This window comes from Porphyrobacter sp. LM 6, from assembly GCF_001720465.1.
GTDB lineage: Bacteria > Pseudomonadota > Alphaproteobacteria > Sphingomonadales > Sphingomonadaceae > Erythrobacter.
The window spans coordinates 1,703,688-1,720,042 of record NZ_CP017113.1 but is presented as its reverse complement, the minus strand read 5'-3'; the positions used below and the strand labels follow the sequence as shown (position 1 = coordinate 1,720,042).

Here is a 16,355-nt window from a genome sequence, read left to right as displayed (position 1 = left end):
CTGCTTATTTGGCGGGAAGAGAAAAGCGCACGACGCGCCCGCCGGGCACGTCGGTCAGGTAGATATGCCCGTCCGGCCCGATCGCAAGATCATGGCCGAGGCTCGCATCCTCGCCCGGCAGGCCGACATCATAGGAACGTTCGATTGTACCATCGGCGGCATAGATGCGGATGATCGCGCCCTTGCGATCAGCCCCGTCGCGGCCCTCGACTGCGAGCAGCCGCCCGCCGCCCAACGGCTTGAGGCTGTAGGTGTGGTTGCCCGCCGGAGAGACCCAGCTGGCGGCGAGCTTGCCCGCGTGGTCGAACACCTGAATGCGCGCATTCTCGCGGTCGGCGACATAGATGCGCTGGTCATCGACAGCGACCGCGTGCGCGACCTTGAAATCGCCCCAGTCGCGGATGAATTTGCCTTGCGGAGAGAACTCGGCAACGCGGGTGTTCACATAGCCATCGGCGATCAGCACGCGGTGCCCGAGAAAGGCAACGTCCGCCGGACGGCCGAAATGGCCCGCGTCCTGCTTGCTCACGCCCTTTTCGCCGAGCGTCAGTTCCAGCTCGCCTTCGGGCGAGAAGCGCAGCACCTGCTCAAGCCCGGTGTCGGTGATCCACACCTTCCCCGCCGCATCGATCGAAATGCCGTGCGGCATGATGAACAGCCCAGCGCCCCACTGGGCGAGCAATTTGCCGTCGGGCGAGAACTTGAACACGGTGGGATCGGCGATGGGATCGGCCGGAAACGGCTCTTCCCACACGCGGCCCGCGCGGTGGAGCACCCAGACATTGCCTTGCGGGTCGACATCGACCGCACTGACCTCGCCGAACTTCGCGCCCTGCGGGATGGTGGGCCAGCCGGTGTCGACGGCGATCGGCGGCACCTCCTCGCGCGGCGTCAATGCATCGCAGGCGGCGAGCGCCAGCACCGCAGCCACCGCGAGCGCGCGGCGCATCAGAATGCCACCGGCCCGCTCAATTCCTCGACCGTCCACGGCAGGCCGTGTTCGTTGAGCATTGCCATGAAGGGATCGGGATCGAGCTGTTCGATGTTGAACACACCCTCGCCCTGCCATTCGCCCTTCACCATCATCGCCGCACCGATCATCGCGGGCACGCCGGTGGTGTAGCTGACCGCCTGATTGCCGGTTTCCTCATAGGCGGCTTCGTGGCTGCAGATATTCTTGATGTAGAACGTCTTCTCGCCGCTGCCGTCGAGCGCTTCGCCGGTCGCGATCACGCCTATATTGGTGTTGCCCTTGGTGGTCTCACCCAGCGTTTCAGGCTTCGGCAGCACGGCGGCGAGGAATTGCAGCGGGATGATGTCCTTGCCCTGATACCGCACCGGCTCGATCGAGGTCATGCCGACGTTCTGGAGCACGGTCAGGTGGGTGATGTACTGGTCGCCAAAGGTCATCCAGAAGCGCGCGCGCTCAAGCTCGGGGACGAACTTAGCGAGGCTTTCCAGCTCCTCGTGATACATCAGATACATGTTCTTGGGGCCGACCGCTTCGAAGTCGAAGGCGACCTTGTTCGACATCGCGGGGGTTTCCACCCACTCGCCGTTTTCCCAGTGCCGCGCAGGCGCGGTCACTTCGCGGATGTTGATTTCCGGGTTGAAGTTGGTGGCGAAGTGCTGGCCGTGATCGCCGCCGTTGCAATCGAGAATGTCGAGCTGGCGAATGGTCTTCAATTTGTGCTTCTTGAGCCACATGGTGAAGACCGAGGTCACGCCCGGATCGAAGCCCGAACCCAGCAGCGCCATCAGGCCAGCGTCCTTGTAACGCTCCTGATAGGCCCACTGCCACTTATACTCGAACTTGGCCTCGTCCTTGGGCTCGTAATTGGCGGTGTCGAGGTAATCGACACCCGCTTCAAGGCAGGCGTCCATGATCGGCAGATCCTGATAGGGCAGCGCGAGGTTGACCACGAGGCCCGCGCCGGTCTTGCGGATCAGGTTGACCATCGCCGGCACTTCCTCGGCATCGATCTCGTAGGTGGCGATATCACGCCCGCAGCGCTCCTTCACGCTCGCGGCGATGGCATCGCACTTTGACTTGGTGCGGCTGGCGAGGTGGATTTCGGGGAAGATGTCGGGATTGAACGCCATCTTGTGGACGCACACCGAACTGACCCCGCCCGCACCGATAACGAGAACCGTGCTGGACTTTGCTGCCGACATGTTAGGAACCTTTCGTTATGCGAATCTTGCGTGCGCCTTAAAGCATTGCTCCGAAAAGTGGGAACCGGTTTTCGGATCAACCAATGCGGCACCGGATTAGTCGAATGCATGAGGCGGGACAAATGATCCAAGACAATGTGAGAATGCCGACCACAGATGGTGTGCGCGCTGCGGCGGAAGCCGTGGCCGCAATCCTGCCCCCTACCCCGCTGCTGCCGGTCAACATCAACGGGGTGCAGGCCTGGGTGAAGGCCGAGGTGCTGCAACCCATCGGCGCGTTCAAGATCCGGGGTGCGTGGTGGCGGTTGGTCAGCATGACGCCGGAAGAACGCGCGGGCGGCGTGGTCGCGGTGTCTTCGGGCAATCACGCGCAGGGCGTGGCCTGGGCCGGGCAGCGCCTCGGCATCCGCGCAACCATCGTCATGCCGCATGATGCGCCGGAAGTGAAACTTGCCAACACCAAGGCACTGGGGGCCGAAGTCGTGCTCTACCAGCGCCCGGGCGAGGATCGCGATGCGGTCGCCGCCAATCTGATTGCGGAACGCGGCGGGACGCTGGTCCATGCCTTTGGCGATCCGTGGGTGATTGAGGGGCAGGGCTCGGCGGCCATCGAGATCGCCGCGCAGCTCGGCCGCGCGCCCTCACGCATTGTCGCCTGCTGCGGCGGCGGCGGACTGGCGGCGGGCCTCGCGCTGGGCGCACCGACGGCGAATATCCACCCCGTCGAGCCGGTGGGCTGGGACATGGTCGGACAGGCACTGGCGGCGGGCGAACTTGTCCATGCCGCGCCGGACGCGCCCAAGACCATTTGCGATGCGCTCCAGCCCAATGTCACCAAACAGCTCAACCTCGGCCTCTTGCAGGGCCGCGCCGAACCCGGCGTGACCGTGACCGACGACGAGGTTCGCACCGCGCAGCGCTTCGCCTTCAACACACTGCGCCTCGTGGTCGAACCCGGCGGCGCGGCGGCGCTGGCGGCGGCGCTGGCAGGCAAGGTTCCGGTCGATGAGGGCACGGTGATCATGCTCACCGGCGGCAATGCCGACCCCGCCGCCTATGCCGCGACAATCGCCAGCCATTAGGTTGCATTTGACAATCATTCCTCGCTCTCGCAGGTAGTGCCGACAGGCGTTCGAGAGGGGATCAATCGATGCAAGCGCAAATTCTCGCGCCCGCCGCCGTGCTGGTGGTGTGGACGCTTATCGTGTTGTTGTGGATCATTCCGTCACGCTTCGGCGCAGTGGCGAAGCTGCAAGATAAATCGGTGCTGCCCAGCAAGACGGGCGTGCGCGGCAATGATCTGGAAGGCGTGATCCCCGACAAGGCCAACTGGCCCGCGCACAACCACACCCACCTGCACGAACAGCCCACCCTGTTCTACGCCACGGTGCTGATCCTGGCGCTGATGGGCCCGGCGGCGCTCGATGTGACACTGGCGTGGGTCTATGTCGCGCTGAGGATCGTGCACTCACTGTGGCAGAACCTCGTCAACACCATCCCGGTGCGCTTCTCGCTGTTTATCGCGAGCACGGGCGTGCTGATTGCGCTCGCCATCCGCGCGGTGATGGCCACGGCATTCGCCGATCCCTCGGCGCTTCCGGCTTAAGGAGAAAAAGACATGATCGGGATGGATATCTTGCAACCGGTCGTCGCGCTGCTGGCGTGGACGATGGTGATGTGGGTGTGGATGTATGCCACCCGCATTCCTGCGATGAACAAGGCCGGGATCGATGCCAAGAACCTCGTCGGCGGCGAAGGCTCGAGCCTACGGGGGCTGCTGCCCGACACGGTCAGCTGGAAGGCCGACAACTACAACCACCTCCACGAAGCGCCGACGCTGTTCTATGCGGTGGCGATCGTGCTGGCGATCATCAGTGAGGGCGACGGGCTGAATACGACCATCGCCTGGGCCTATGTGGGCCTGCGTGTTGCCCACTCGATCGTGCAGGCGACGATCAACCGCGTGGTGATCCGCTTTGCCCTGTTCGCGCTGTCATCGCTGGCGCTGATGGCGCTGATCCTGCACGCCGCGATCGCGGTATTCCACTAAGACGGATGGCGGCGGGGTTGATTACTCCGCCGCCTCGACTTCCTTGGCTGCGTGCGCGCGCGCGGCGATGAAACGCTCGCCGTCGAGCGCGGCCATGCAGCCCATGCCTGCCGCCGTCACCGCCTGACGATAGACGTGATCGGTCACGTCCCCTGCGGCAAACACGCCCGGGATCGCGGTCTTGGGCGTACCAGGTTCGGTCAACAGGTAGCCGCTTTCATCGAGCGGCAACTTGCCCTTGAACAGCTCGGTCGCGGGCGCGTGTCCGATGGCGACGAAGGCCCCGTCAACCGCGATGGTCGAAGCCTCGCCCGTCACCGTGTCCTTGAGCGCGAGGTGATCGAGCATGCCCGTTGCCCCTGCCTCGAAGCTTTCGACCGCCTTGTTCCACAGCACCGTAATCTTGGGGTTCGCGAACAGGCGTTCCTGCAGGATCTTCTCGGCGCGCAAGGAATCGCGGCGGTGGATCAGGGTCACGTCGTCGGAATGGTTGGTGAGGTAGAGCGCTTCCTCGACCGCGGTATTGCCGCCGCCGATCACCGCGACCTTCTTGCCGCGATAGAAGAACCCGTCGCAGGTTGCGCAGGCGGACACGCCCTTGCCGCCCAGTTCCATCTCGCCCGGAGCGCCGAGCCACTTCGCCTGTGCACCGGTGGCGATAACCAGCGTTTCGCCGATATATTCATCGCCGCTGTCGCCGATCGCGCGGAACGGCGGGCCGTTTTCCAGATCGACCGAGACGATCGTGTCCCACATCATGCGCGTGCCGACGTGCTCGGCCTGCGCCTTCATCTCTTCCATCAGCCACGGGCCCTGCACCACGTCGCGGAAGCCGGGATAGTTCTCGACATCGGTGGTGATGGTCAGCTGGCCGCCGGGCTGGAGGCCCTGCACCACGATCGGTTCCAGCATCGCGCGCGCGGCATAGATCGCCGCGGAATAGCCCGCCGGGCCGGAGCCGATGATGAGCATCTTGGTGTGATGGGTCGCCATGATGGGTGCCTCTTGTGAATCTCAGCCCAGCGATATGGGAGCGCGCGCGGCGATTGTCACGCCACCAGCCGCGCCCGAAGGCGAGCTTTCCTTGCCTCGTCCACACCTAATCTTGCCGCCAGATAGGCATCGACCGAACCGTGATCGCGCGCCACCTCGGCGAAGTAGGTATCGATATATTCGGGCAGCACGCCCATCAGGTTGTGGAGCGCTTCAGGCTCGATCGTCCCGTAATGCGCTTCCATGCGGGGCAGCGACTGGCGTTCGAGGATATGGCGCGTGGGCGCATCATTGGTCATCAGGAATTCTCCAACGATATCATCGTGATGCACACCCAGCACATGGAGCAGCAGCGCCACCGCGATCCCCGTTCGGTCCTTGCCGGCGAAGCAATGCACCAATGAGCCACCGTCATTGGCATCCAGCGCGTCGAAATAGCGGCTGAACATCGCGATCATCGCAGGGTTGACCGGCATCCGCGTATAGACCGCCAGCATCCGTTCGCGCGCCTTCTGCGGTGTCATCTCCACCTGCCCGCCGCCGCCTTCGTGGGGCGGAGAGTTGCTGGTTTCGCCATCATGGGCAATCACTTGCGCGGCAAAGTTCGGATGGCGCCTGCATGGAAAACCCTCGCGCTCGCTCACCCCGCGCAGGTCGATCACGGTGCGGATGTCGAGCGCATCGATCAGCGCGAGATCGGTTTCGCTCGCTTCCATGTGCTGTCCCGAGCGGAACAGCAGCCCGGTCCGAACCCGCCCCCCGTCCGCCGCATAGCCACCATAATCACGCAGATTATGAATGCCTTGGGTAAGATAGAACGATCCGACACGCGGGGTGTCGGCAAGCGGGTCATGGGTGTCGCGAATCATCGCGGCGGACACTGGCAGGGTGCCGGGACAGGGGCAAGCAGGGGTCAGACGGGGGCCTAGGGAACTCTACGGGGGGGCGCGGCAGGCGCACCGGAACCCAAGTTAGTTAATACCGCAGGAACCAAGACAACCCTTCGCGCAAGACCTCACCCTATGGCCCATATCCTGATCGCAGATGACGACGAACTGATCGCCGAACTCGCCAGCGAAGTGCTGATCGATGCCGGGCACGCCTGCGGCTGGGTTACCAGTGCCGAGGCCGCGTGGCGCTGCGTTCAGGCCAAGCGGCCCGATGTGCTGCTGCTCGATCATGCGATGCCGGGCGAATCTGGCCTCAGCCTGCTGCGCCGCCTGCGCTGTTCGCCGCTGCTCTATGATCTGCCGGTCATCATGTTCACCGGCATGCGCGGCACCGAAGACGAGGCGCAGGCGATCTATGCCGGAGCCAACGATTTTCTCAGCAAGCCGTTCGATCCGTTCATGCTGACCGCGCGTGTCCGGCGGATCCTTGAACAGCGCGCCGCGCGACCGCGCCATGTCGATCTGGCGACCGCGCTGGCGGTGCGTCAGCCTGCCGCCCCTGCTCTCGCCCTGCCCGCGCGGCGGATGATCTAGCCCGCAGCCCCTGCGCGCTGCCCGCCGAGCAATCCGCGCCCGATCACCTGCGCCTGGATCTCGGCTGCGCCCTCGAAGATGTTGAGAATGCGCGCATCGCACAGCACCCGACTGATCGGGTATTCGAGCGCATAGCCGTTGCCGCCGTGGATCTGCACCGCATTGTCCGCCGCGCTCCACGCGACGCGGGCGGCGAGCAGCTTGGCCATCCCCGCCTCAATATCGCAGCGCGCGCCGCGATCCTTGGCGCGGGCGGCGTAATAGGTAAGCTCGCGCGCCATCACGGTCTCCACCGCCATCAGCGCCAGCTTGTCAGCCACGCGCGGAAAGGCGGTCAGCGCCTTGCCGAACTGCCTGCGTCCTTCTGCGTAAGCGAGCGCCAGGTCAAAGGCGTTCCATGCCACGCCAACCGCGCGCGCGGCGGTCTGGATGCGGGCGCCTTCGAAGGTCTGCATCAGCTGCTTGAAGCCCTGCCCTTCCGCTCCGCCGAGCAACCCATCGGCGGCGACCGCAAAGCCATCGAGCCCGAGCGCATATTCCTTCATGCCGCGATAGCCGAGCACTTCGATCTCGCTGCCCTCGATCCCGGCATCGGGGAACGGCGCGGCCTCGCTGCCGCGTGTCTTGGCGGCGAGCAGCATGGATAGGCCCGCATAGCCCGGCTTCGCGGTATCGGTTCGCACCAGCATGGTCATCAGATCGGCGCGCGCGGCGTGGGTGATCCAGGTCTTCGCGCCGGTCACCCGCCAGCTGCCGTCGGCTTGCCGTGCGGCCCGCGTGCGCACCGAAGCAAGATCGCTGCCGGTGTCGGGTTCGGTGAACACCGCTGTCGGCAGGCACGATCCATCCGCAATGCGCGGTAGCCAATGCGCCTTCTGCTCAGGGGTGCCGTTGGCCGCGATCAGCTCGCCCGCGATTTCGGAGCGCGTGCCGAGGCTGCCAGCGCAAATCCACCCGCGCGACAATTCTTCCGAGACCACCGCCATTGCCAGCTTGCCGAGTCCGAGCCCGCCGTGCTCCTCGGGGATGCAGATACCGAACACGCCGAGCTGCGCCATCTCGGCGATCACCGCATCGGGGATCAGATCATCGGCAAGGTGCCACTGGTGCGCCTGGGGTGCGATCCGGTCAGCGGTGAAGCTGCGGAACTGCGCGCGAATGAGATCGAGCGTATCGTCCCCCAGCGCTTCACAGGGGCGCTGGCAGTCCGCCAGCAGCGCCGCAAACTGCGCGCGGGTGGCCGCATTGTTGCCCTCGGCGAGCAACCGCGCGACCGCAGGGTCGGCGGCAAACGCCCGCGCCGCTTCCTCGCAGCCAAAGGCCGATGGGCGCACGATTTCGTTCGCGCTCATCGGCAGGCCGGAAGCGATTTGGGCGAGGTATTCGCCGAACCCAATCCTGAGCGTCAGTTCCTCGGCCGCGCCGAACCGTCCCGCCGCCTCTGCCCGCACCGCCCAATCGAGCGTCGCCTCCAGCGCGGCGATTGTCGCGGCGATCCAGCCGAAGCCATGCACCGCGTGCTGGGCTTGCTCCATCAGCGCGGGATCGGGCGTCCCGGCGGGGGCCACCTCGGCAGCAACCTTCCCGCGCGCCGTTTCGGCATAGGCCCGTGCAGCTCCAAGAGCATCGCGCGCCAGAGTGATCCACGAGTTCATGCCGGCGGCTGCTTACTCGCTGGTGCCGAGCAGGCTGCGGGCGACCACCCAGTTGTGGATCTCGCTCGGGCCGTCGTAAATCCGCATCGTGCGCAGCTTGTTGCTCATCAGGTATAGCGGCAGCTCGCGGGTCATGCCCATGCCGCCGAACAGCTGCATTGCATGGTCGACGATCTTGTAGGCTTCCTCGGTGCAGAAGCTCTTGATCATCGAAATCTCGGCGCGGGTATCGCGGCCTTCGTCGATCTTCCACGCGCAGTCATAGGTCATCAGCCGCATCGCGTGGATCTTGATCGCGGCGTCCGAAATCCAGTTCTGCACTGTCTGCCGCGCCGAGAGCGCCTTGCCGAAGGTGGTGCGCTGGGGCGCATATTCGATCATCATGTCCAGCGCACGCTGCGCCATGCCGATCGACCACGAGGCCATCTCGATCCGCCGCGTGCCGAGCCGCACCTGCATCGGCGCAAAGCCCTGCCCGCGCTTGCCGAGCAGCTTCCAGCCCGGCACCCGGCAATCGTCAAGCGCGATTTCATAGGTCGACGTGCCGTCGATCATCGGGATCTTGCGCAGCACGTTGAAGCCGGGCGTATCGCGGTCGACGAGGAAGGCGGACATGCCGTTGCGGCCATTGGGGTTCTTGTCGGTCACCGCCATGAGGATGGTGAAATCGGCCTCGGCGCCCTTGGTGATCCAGATCTTGCGGCCGTTGATCACCCAGTCATCGCCGTCCTGCACCGCGCTCGTCCGCATCCCCTGCGGGTCCGCACCCGCGCCGGGTTCGGAAATGCCGATCGCCGACACGGTCTCGCCGCGGACATAGGGTTCAAGATAGGCTTCGCGCTGACGCTCGTCGGCGGCGACCATCAGCATCCGCAGGTTGGGCGAATCGGGCGGCAGGTAATAGGGCACGACCGTCTTGCCGAGCTCCTCGCTCACCCCGACCATCGCCACCATCGGCAGGTTCATCCCGCCCACTTCCTCGGGCGCATCAAGACCCCACAGCCCCATCTCGCGCGAGGCGGCATCAACGAGGCGCGTCTCTTCCGCGTTGAGATAGGTGCCCTGCCCCGCGTTTTCGCGCGCCATCACCGTGGCCTCGTAGGGCATCAGGTGGTCGCGCACGAAGTTGGCGACCAGGTCCTTGAGCATGGTGTATTCGTGAGGAAGCTCGAAATTCATCGCGCGTGGTTCTCCAGGCAGGATCAGGCGTATCGGTGGCCCTGACACCACACAATACGCCTCGTGTCACCCGCCCGAATGCGCCCATGCGGCAATTTTTTGCTAGGGCTGGTGTGCCTCGGCATAGTGCTGGCCGAGCCATTCGGCGCCGTAATCGTTCGACGGATCGCGCACGATCGAATGGACGTGGTTGTATTCGCCCTCGCCCGAAGGTTCGCGCACATAGTCGATGATGATCGACGGCCCTTCGACCCTGAACATGAAGCGTGCCTTGGGATCCCCAGTCGGCCCCCACCAGGCGAAATGGAGCTTGTCCAGCCCGTCTGCCGCGATGGCCGCGCGCTGCTGAGCGCCTGCCTCGTCCGACGCATCGCCGATATACTCGTCGATCAGCGCCAGCAGCAGGCGGCGCTGGACCTCGTCGAGGCGCGAGGCCTGAATTCCGCGCGGGGTGCGCGCACCGGCGACAGGCTGCTGTCCCTTGCCCGCGAACACCGCGGTATCAACCGCATCGGCGATCACCGCCGCCTTGCGCTGTTCGGGGGTGAGCGCCCCTACCAGCGCCAGCGCACGGTCGGCCTCGTGCTGGAGAATGCGCCATCCGGCATAGCGCCCGGCCGGCACCACCTGCGGATTGGCACCGAGGAACAGCGGCGTGAAGGCGATCTTCCCGCCCGAGACGGTGAAGTTGGCGGCATAGTGGTGGCCGGTCAGCATCCAGCCCCAATCCTTGCCGGTGGGATCGCCGAAAACGGTGACGAAGAACTTCTCGCTGTCGAAGTTGGGCAGGAAGGCGAGCATCCGCTGCTTGTTCGGATCGCTGTCGGGCGCTTTGTTCAGGGTCTCGGCGGTCAGCGCGTTGAGCACATCTTCGTGCCACATGATCGTGGTGGTTTTGAGATAGCCCTGACTGGAGAACGCCGCCGCGAGCATCGCATGGAGCGCCTTGCGCTGATCGGCGGTCATCTCGGCGACAGTCAGCCCCTGACGCGGCGCGAGGTTTGCCGGCAGGTTCGACCATGCGGTGCGCCGCGCGTTGTCCGTCAGGCTGGCCTGCACCTTGGCGCGCCCGGCATCATCAAGGCTGGCAAGGAAGACCTGCGTCGCCTCACGCATCGCATCAACCCGCGCCGCCTCAAGCGCATGATCGGGCGAATCGTGCGCGGCCAGCCCTCCAGCAGGCACCCCTACCGCCAGCACCGCAGCAGCAAACGCAATTGTCACGGATTTCATCGATAGTCCCCCCAAAGCCCAAGTGCGGCCTACAGCAAGGCGCAGCCGCTGACAAATCGAGGGAGATGAGGAATGGTAGCGGAGGAGGGATCTTTCGGTAGGTCATAACATATTGCTGAACAGTCATTTTTGTCGCCCGCCCCGTGAAGCTACCCCCAGTGGTACCCCCAAGATGGGACCTTTGCGACGAGCCGCCCGAGCTATGCGGCAAGACCAGTTCAATCTGTTGTTGTCGGCATTGTCGGCGAATTCCGTCGTGAACGAAATGGGCTTGTCATGCATCTGTACGATCGCAGGCACGCTGACCGCCTCGCCGGATAGGCAACATACATTATGTTAAATAATGATCTATCCCACGATCATCTCGCCTGCCATCCAAAGCGCCATTGCGATCATCATCAGGTTCTCGGTCAACGACACGAAACCAAGCGGTACGTTGCTCGATCCTCCGACGCATGCGCACTTGAGCTCGCGCTGGTCGATGTAGACCGCCTTGAACACGGAAACCGCGCCGATCGTGCCGATGAACAGGGCCACCGGGATCGAGACCCAATGTAGCACACCTGCCACCATCAGGACGCCGGCGAGACCCTCAGCGAAGGGGTAGATGCGCGCATAGGGGACCCAGCGCTGCGCCAGCAGGTCATAATTGAGGAACATGGTCGCAAATTTCTCGACATCTTGCAGCTTGAGCAGCGCCAGCACACACATCGAGAAGGCGATGAACCATTCTGCCACGCTGATGCTGACCGCTTGGCCGTCAGTCGCAATTCCGGTTGCGACTGCCATCAACGCCGTCATCGCGAATAGTGCAACAACCGGGCGATAGGTGGTGGCATTTGGGTCAGCGACTCTGAGGTTGAAAAAGCGGCGGAGGTCATCGTGGCCACCGATCCGCTGCCCATCAATGAAGGTTTGAGGGGTGGTAGCTACATCATGCTTGGCTTTGAAAGCATCGGTCTCTTCCCGCGTTGTCAGGTGATGGTCCTCCACCTGATACCCGCGCGAGGTGAGCAGATGCTTGGCCTTCAGGCCATATGGGCAGGTGTGGCCGGGCATGACCATGCGATAGAGCACTGCGGATTTTGCTGATTGCGGCACTGCGATTTCCTTTGATTGGCTGGCAATGCCGTCGCTATAAGCTCCGTACCATAATACGGAATCAAGTGGATTTATGAAAATCGGCGACTTCGCCCGTGCGGGCGGCGTAAACGTTGAAACGATCCGTTATTATCAGCGGCGCGGACTCCTTATGGAACCGCCGCGCAAACAGGGGCCGCGGCGTTACGGGAGCAATGACCTTGATCGCTTGCGGTCAATTCGCGCGGCGCAGATGGCCGGGTTCACCCTCGATGAGATTTCCACCCTGTTGGAACTCGACACGTCTGATCGATCGGCAGCGCAGGCGCTCGCCAACAGTCGGATCGCGGCGCTCGATGAAAAAATCGCGACGTTACAAACTATGCGCGCGGCCTTGGTCCGTCTGGCCGGTGCTTGTGCTGCAGAAGAAGCCGGCCCTTGCCCGATCATCGCCGCTTTCAATCCGGCGGCCAATACCTGACGCGAGGTTTACTTACTCTCGCTACCCATCCAAATCCCAGTCCTCGGGCACCACAGTCGGCGAAAACTTTCCTGACAAGTGCAGTCGCGGGTGCTGAATGTCAGCGCATATCCGTTACTCCGTGGTTATCCGGCCGACCTGCCCAATTGCAAGGTGCAGTTGGGCAGTCTGGAGGTCTCCAAGGCGTGGCAGCATCGGACGTGAGGAGCAAAATTCGCTGATGAAGAAGCAGCTGGCTGGATCGATGCTCGACATCGCCGTACGTCCCGAAGGACTGTAAAGCCAGCGAGCTGACATCGAGAATGGTTACGTACAGTGTCTAGCCGAAAGGCCACACCTGACCATCACGGGCACGCAAGCCTTGTGTTCGAACGCCCTTCCACAAGCGCGCTTCTAACTGCGAACCTTCCAAGGAAGGTGTACTGAATACCAGCGTCCCTTGTGCCGTGATATCTCGATCGAAATGCCGACCCGCTGCCAACCTGCATTTCTGAATGCGCGCAGTGATGCGTGGTGGTTCCACCAGATATGGGCAAGAGCGCGCCGATAGCGACTGGGAACCAGCGAGCTCGTTGCTTGCGCAATCAAGAGGGATGCGTAGCGCCGCGATCGATGCTCGGGTAAAGTTGTGACGTTGACCAAAGCGACTTCGTTGTTCGCAAGCGGCCAGGTCGAGACACTTTCATAGCGCGATCTATCGGCGAAATGGATGCAGGCTGCCGGCTCGGCATCGGCCAGAAGTACAAAGCCGATACATCCCGCGCGCTCGAAACTCATTGCACTTCGGACACGCGCGTCAGGATGATGTGCAAAGGCGGCAAGATGCTGCTCATCGAAAACAGTAATTTCGATAGAGGGCGGCAGGGCGGGCGCTTCAACAGCTGTGTTCTGCGCGAAAATCCAGTTGATACGGTAATCCACAATCCTGGACAAAGCTCGCTTAAGGAGATCCTTGATGCGTGCCCTCAGCGAGGCGTCTCTACGCTTCACTCCTTCGGCTTCCAAGATCGAAGCGACTCTGTGTTGGCGGGCCATCGGCAGGGCTTCCTCAGACGCTCCATTGTGCCCCGTTTTGTGTCCACGAAAGACAGGGTCGTCATGCAGTGCGGACGGGCGGCAAGGAGACCTCATGTGCCGACGTACCGATCCAGGCTGGAAAGCAGATTTCTCCAGCTGGATGCCCGACCGGACATTGGCTGGCGCTGGTCGAGGACCTTCGTCAACGCTGGTCCGCAGACGACCAATGGATATGAAATATCTGCCAGCTTCCGTTTACGCGCCGAAGCAGCATCGTTTCGACAGACCGGCTCTTGATCTGCCGATCGCGGTACGTTCCCTCGACATTCTCGACGCTCATCACCCAGGCTGTATCGCCTTGCTCACCATGGGTTCTGCTGATGAGCATGCGAGGAACTGCGGCGCTGAAAGCGGCATCTGATTTGAAATGATGACTGGCATATTCAGCTCGGCTGTTCTCCGTCCCACCGGATTCGAAAATGAGCACATCTTCGGCCAGAAGCGAAAGTGCAGCGGCAGTATCGCCCTTCGCTAGCGCCGCATGAAAGTCCGCCACCGCTTCAACGGGACCATCCAAGGCCGTAGCCACTGTAGTCCCTTCTTCAGCGTCCTTCCCCTTCGCGGTGGTACTGGGGTGCGCCAATACTGGGCTTTGTATCAGCAAGATCACGCCCGCCAGTACTCCCGCAATTTTGCATGCTCGATATCGAACCATTGAAACCCCCTTTTTCATGAACTTTCGATCTACAGCATTCCTGGCGACGCGAGGCCCAGAACAGCTACGAGGCCCAGAACGCCGACGGCAAGACAAAGCTCACCTCCCAGACTGAGGCGCAACCGCGCTAGCACGTCGTGCACCGAATTTTCCGATGGTTCACCAGACGTTGCGAAACGGCGTCCAATCGCCGCGTTGTTGGCTCCGAACGCAACCATGCCGCCGACGAGGATCAGTTTGGCAGCCAGCATCAACCCATAAGGCGTACTCAGAACGACCAAGCTGTTTTGAATACCGAATATCAGCTGGGAATTTATGAGGCCCGTGATGGCCACCACTGCCACCAAGCCCACGCCGAGCGGCGCGAACGCATGGATCTGCGAAAGCAATGCGAGAGCCTGCTCCCGATCCGGCCGCCGATGCAACTTCACAGTGAGGTCAACAAAGCAAATGATGGCGCCAAGCCACAAACCTGCGGCAATCAGGTGTGCGCCATTGTTGAGCCGATGCAGGAGCCCGATGCCTCCCTCGCCAGCAGCGGCGTGACCGCTCCATCCGAGCGAGAGAAGTGCCGCTGCGAAACAGGCGGCGACGGCTACCTGGCTGAGTTTCGTGGCCCTGACGGCGACAAGAAAGCATAATGCGAGAAACAGCAGGATGATGCGAACGGCAAATGCAATACCGATATCCGTGCCGAACGCCATCATGGAGATCGTCGGCCAGTCAAGGTCGGATAGGGGCATGCCCATCATTGCCGCCACCGAGACGAGCATAAGAACGACGGAGAGAACGAATGCAGCCGCAGCCCCCCCGATCAGGCCTAGCGACGTCCGATTACCGACAGAGAGAAAGTGGGCGCTCCGAAGCGCGATTAATCGAAACGCGGTGCTCCCGAACATCCCCAGGAGCACCGCGTAATTCAGAAAACGCAAACCAGGTTCGATCGCCCACCCCATAGCGCGATCAGCTGACGGTAAACTTGACAGTGCCGTTCATGCGGTGACCATCAGCACCTGCGGCTTGCCAGCGCACCTCATAGCTGCCCTTCGCCAAAGGTTTGGTAAGCGTGAGGGTCATGGTCTTGTTCCCGTTCGACCAGGCAGTGGTGAAATTGCGGATCGCCATCGGACTGTGATTTGCCATCCCCGGCATCGCCGTCATTACGATGCTGGCAGCAGCAGTGGGGGGCAACAGCGCTTCATTGAAAGTCAGCGTGACTGTGCGCGTGCCAGCAACGGTTGCGCCCTCTGCCGGAGTAGAGGCGACAACGCGAGTGTGAGCAGAAGCCATCGATGGGAGTGCCAAAGGCGACGCAACCACTGCAAGAGCGGCGAAAATCGAAGCAAATTTCATTGGATTGTCCTTCATTTCAAAACCAAAACCGGATGCCGACAAGATAGTTGGTGGCACTCGGATCCTCGCCGCGGGCGCGGGCGAAGTCCGCGCCGTTGCCAATGCGCCACGTCTGTTCGATCCCGATGTAAGGCGCAAACTCGCGGATAATCTCGTAACGCAAACGCAAGCCAGCCTCGACCTTGTCGATGCCCGCTCCGACGCCAAGGATCGGAATGTCCTGGGCAGCCATGTTGATCTCAACACGAGGCTGGAAGATCAGGCGCTGGGTAATACGCTGGTCGAGCTCTGCCTCGATCCTTGCCGTAACGTCACCGCGTTGTGAGACGAAAGCCGCCGCATCAACCTGAAAGAGATAGGGCGCAACGCCTTGGATGCCCAGAACGGCATAGGTCGTATCGGGTCCTGCGAGGTCCTGGCGCACACCGGCCTGGAGATCCCAGAATGGCCTGATCGCACGTGAATAGAGGGCTTGAAACTCAGCGCTTTCGGGCTTGTCGCCGAAGGCTCCCTCACCTTCAGTTTTGAACCAGAACCGGCTCGTTGGACCGCCGTAATACCCCTGAAAATCCCAGATGTAGTCTTCTGCACCCTCGCGGGCATGGATTTCCAAACGATCACCCTGAAACCAGAAAACCGGGAAATCACCGCTTTCGCGCCTGAGATCGTCTCGCGAGGCCCGCATTGCATCGGCGCCCCAGATGGCGTCGGCGGCGCGCGGAGGACCGCTCCCCGCCTCTGGCGGCGGGGGGGTTTCCATCTCGGGCCCGGGCGAGGCAGGCATGGCGCCATCCATGGCGCTGTGATCCATGGTTTCCTGCTTCATGTCGGCCATGGCATCGGGAGCCGGCATTGATCCTTCGGGCATGGTATGGCCTGCGTGCGGATCGACCGTTTCCTCTTCGGATGCGGCAGGACGATCGGGCATCACATGCCCGGC

The 16,355-nt window shown here is 62.7% G+C and carries 18 protein-coding genes; 5 read left to right on the top strand and 13 right to left on the bottom strand.

The genetic code is table 11. The annotated features are described in order from the left end of the window. Positions 1–4: 4 nt before the first annotated feature. Entirely contained in the window at positions 5–949 is a 945-nt protein-coding gene (locus BG023_RS08200) for a peptidyl-alpha-hydroxyglycine alpha-amidating lyase family protein (protein WP_069310013.1), read from the bottom strand. Beyond that, positions 949–2,175: a saccharopine dehydrogenase family protein gene (locus BG023_RS08195; protein WP_069310012.1), complete on the bottom strand. Its 1,227-nt coding sequence runs from the start codon at positions 2,173–2,175 to the stop codon at positions 949–951. The genes BG023_RS08200 and BG023_RS08195 overlap by 1 nt, the downstream gene beginning before the upstream one ends. 143 nt (positions 2,176–2,318) lie before the next feature. Between BG023_RS08195 and BG023_RS08190 the strand changes: the two genes are divergently transcribed. The 3 genes from BG023_RS08190 (at position 2,319) to BG023_RS08180 (ending at position 4,225) form a co-directional block, all read left to right on the top strand. Further along, the gene (locus BG023_RS08190; RefSeq protein WP_442956762.1) at positions 2,319–3,257 is read left to right on the top strand and encodes a threonine ammonia-lyase; all 939 of its coding nucleotides are present in this window, start codon (positions 2,319–2,321) and stop codon (positions 3,255–3,257) included. Between the two features lie 68 nt (positions 3,258–3,325). Beyond that, positions 3,326–3,781: an MAPEG family protein gene (locus BG023_RS08185; protein WP_069310011.1), complete on the top strand. Its 456-nt coding sequence runs from the start codon at positions 3,326–3,328 to the stop codon at positions 3,779–3,781. Between the two features lie 12 nt (positions 3,782–3,793). After that, a complete protein-coding gene (locus tag BG023_RS08180; RefSeq protein WP_069310010.1) occupies positions 3,794–4,225 on the top strand; it encodes an MAPEG family protein in 432 nt (143 codons plus the stop codon). Between the two features lie 21 nt (positions 4,226–4,246). Here the strand turns inward: BG023_RS08180 and trxB are convergent, their stop codons facing one another. Both trxB and BG023_RS08170 read right to left on the bottom strand, forming a co-directional pair. Then, a complete protein-coding gene (trxB, locus tag BG023_RS08175) occupies positions 4,247–5,218 on the bottom strand; it encodes a thioredoxin-disulfide reductase (RefSeq protein WP_069310009.1) in 972 nt (323 codons plus the stop codon). A 56-nt stretch (positions 5,219–5,274) separates the two neighbouring features. Next, positions 5,275–6,087 (bottom strand): tyrosine-protein phosphatase, encoded by an 813-nt coding sequence (locus BG023_RS08170; protein WP_069310008.1) that lies wholly within the window; start codon positions 6,085–6,087, stop codon positions 5,275–5,277. Positions 6,088–6,240: 153 nt separating this feature from the next. Here BG023_RS08170 and BG023_RS08165 point away from each other — a divergent pair, with 153 nt between their 5' ends. Next, positions 6,241–6,702, top strand: coding sequence for a response regulator (locus BG023_RS08165; protein WP_069310007.1), 462 nt, complete (start codon positions 6,241–6,243; stop codon positions 6,700–6,702). Here the strand turns inward: BG023_RS08165 and BG023_RS08160 are convergent. The 4 genes from BG023_RS08160 to BG023_RS08145 all read right to left on the bottom strand — a co-directional run bounded on the left by BG023_RS08160 (position 6,699) and on the right by BG023_RS08145 (position 11,834). Continuing rightward, entirely contained in the window at positions 6,699–8,357 is a 1,659-nt protein-coding gene (locus BG023_RS08160; protein WP_069310006.1) for an acyl-CoA dehydrogenase family protein, read from the bottom strand. The genes BG023_RS08165 and BG023_RS08160 overlap by 4 nt on opposite strands. A 12-nt stretch (positions 8,358–8,369) precedes the next feature. Continuing rightward, positions 8,370–9,536: an acyl-CoA dehydrogenase family protein gene (locus BG023_RS08155; RefSeq protein ID WP_069310005.1), complete on the bottom strand. Its 1,167-nt coding sequence runs from the start codon at positions 9,534–9,536 to the stop codon at positions 8,370–8,372. 102 nt (positions 9,537–9,638) lie between these two features. Next, positions 9,639–10,769 carry a DUF3500 domain-containing protein gene (locus BG023_RS08150; RefSeq protein ID WP_069310004.1) on the bottom strand — a complete coding sequence of 377 codons (1,131 nt, stop codon included), beginning with the start codon at positions 10,767–10,769 and terminating at the stop codon, positions 9,639–9,641. A 348-nt stretch (positions 10,770–11,117) separates the two neighbouring features. Continuing rightward, positions 11,118–11,834, bottom strand: a complete 717-nt coding sequence (locus BG023_RS08145; RefSeq protein ID WP_069311213.1) for a glutaredoxin family protein — start codon at positions 11,832–11,834, stop codon at positions 11,118–11,120. A gap of 109 nt (positions 11,835–11,943) precedes the next feature. Here BG023_RS08145 and BG023_RS08140 point away from each other — a divergent pair, with 109 nt between their 5' ends. Further along, positions 11,944–12,330 (top strand): MerR family transcriptional regulator, encoded by a 387-nt coding sequence (locus tag BG023_RS08140; protein WP_069310003.1) that lies wholly within the window; start codon positions 11,944–11,946, stop codon positions 12,328–12,330. A gap of 393 nt (positions 12,331–12,723) precedes the next feature. Here BG023_RS08140 and BG023_RS14715 read toward each other — a convergent pair whose 3' ends face one another. From BG023_RS14715 to BG023_RS08120, 5 genes are all read right to left on the bottom strand, one after another. Next, positions 12,724–13,365: a GNAT family N-acetyltransferase gene (locus tag BG023_RS14715; protein WP_150122829.1), complete on the bottom strand. Its 642-nt coding sequence runs from the start codon at positions 13,363–13,365 to the stop codon at positions 12,724–12,726. Between the two features lie 184 nt (positions 13,366–13,549). Further along, a complete protein-coding gene (locus tag BG023_RS08135) occupies positions 13,550–14,017 on the bottom strand; it encodes a YybH family protein (protein ID WP_069310002.1) in 468 nt (155 codons plus the stop codon). Between the two features lie 74 nt (positions 14,018–14,091). Further along, positions 14,092–14,769 (bottom strand): CopD family protein, encoded by a 678-nt coding sequence (locus tag BG023_RS08130; RefSeq protein WP_190315738.1) that lies wholly within the window; start codon positions 14,767–14,769, stop codon positions 14,092–14,094. A 256-nt stretch (positions 14,770–15,025) separates the two neighbouring features. Then, positions 15,026–15,457, bottom strand: a complete 432-nt coding sequence (locus BG023_RS08125) for a copper resistance protein CopC (protein WP_233992957.1) — start codon at positions 15,455–15,457, stop codon at positions 15,026–15,028. Beyond that, entirely contained in the window at positions 15,432–16,343 is a 912-nt protein-coding gene (locus tag BG023_RS08120) for a copper resistance protein B (protein ID WP_442956761.1), read from the bottom strand. The genes BG023_RS08125 and BG023_RS08120 overlap by 26 nt, the downstream gene beginning before the upstream one ends. Positions 16,344–16,355 lie beyond the last annotated feature (12 nt).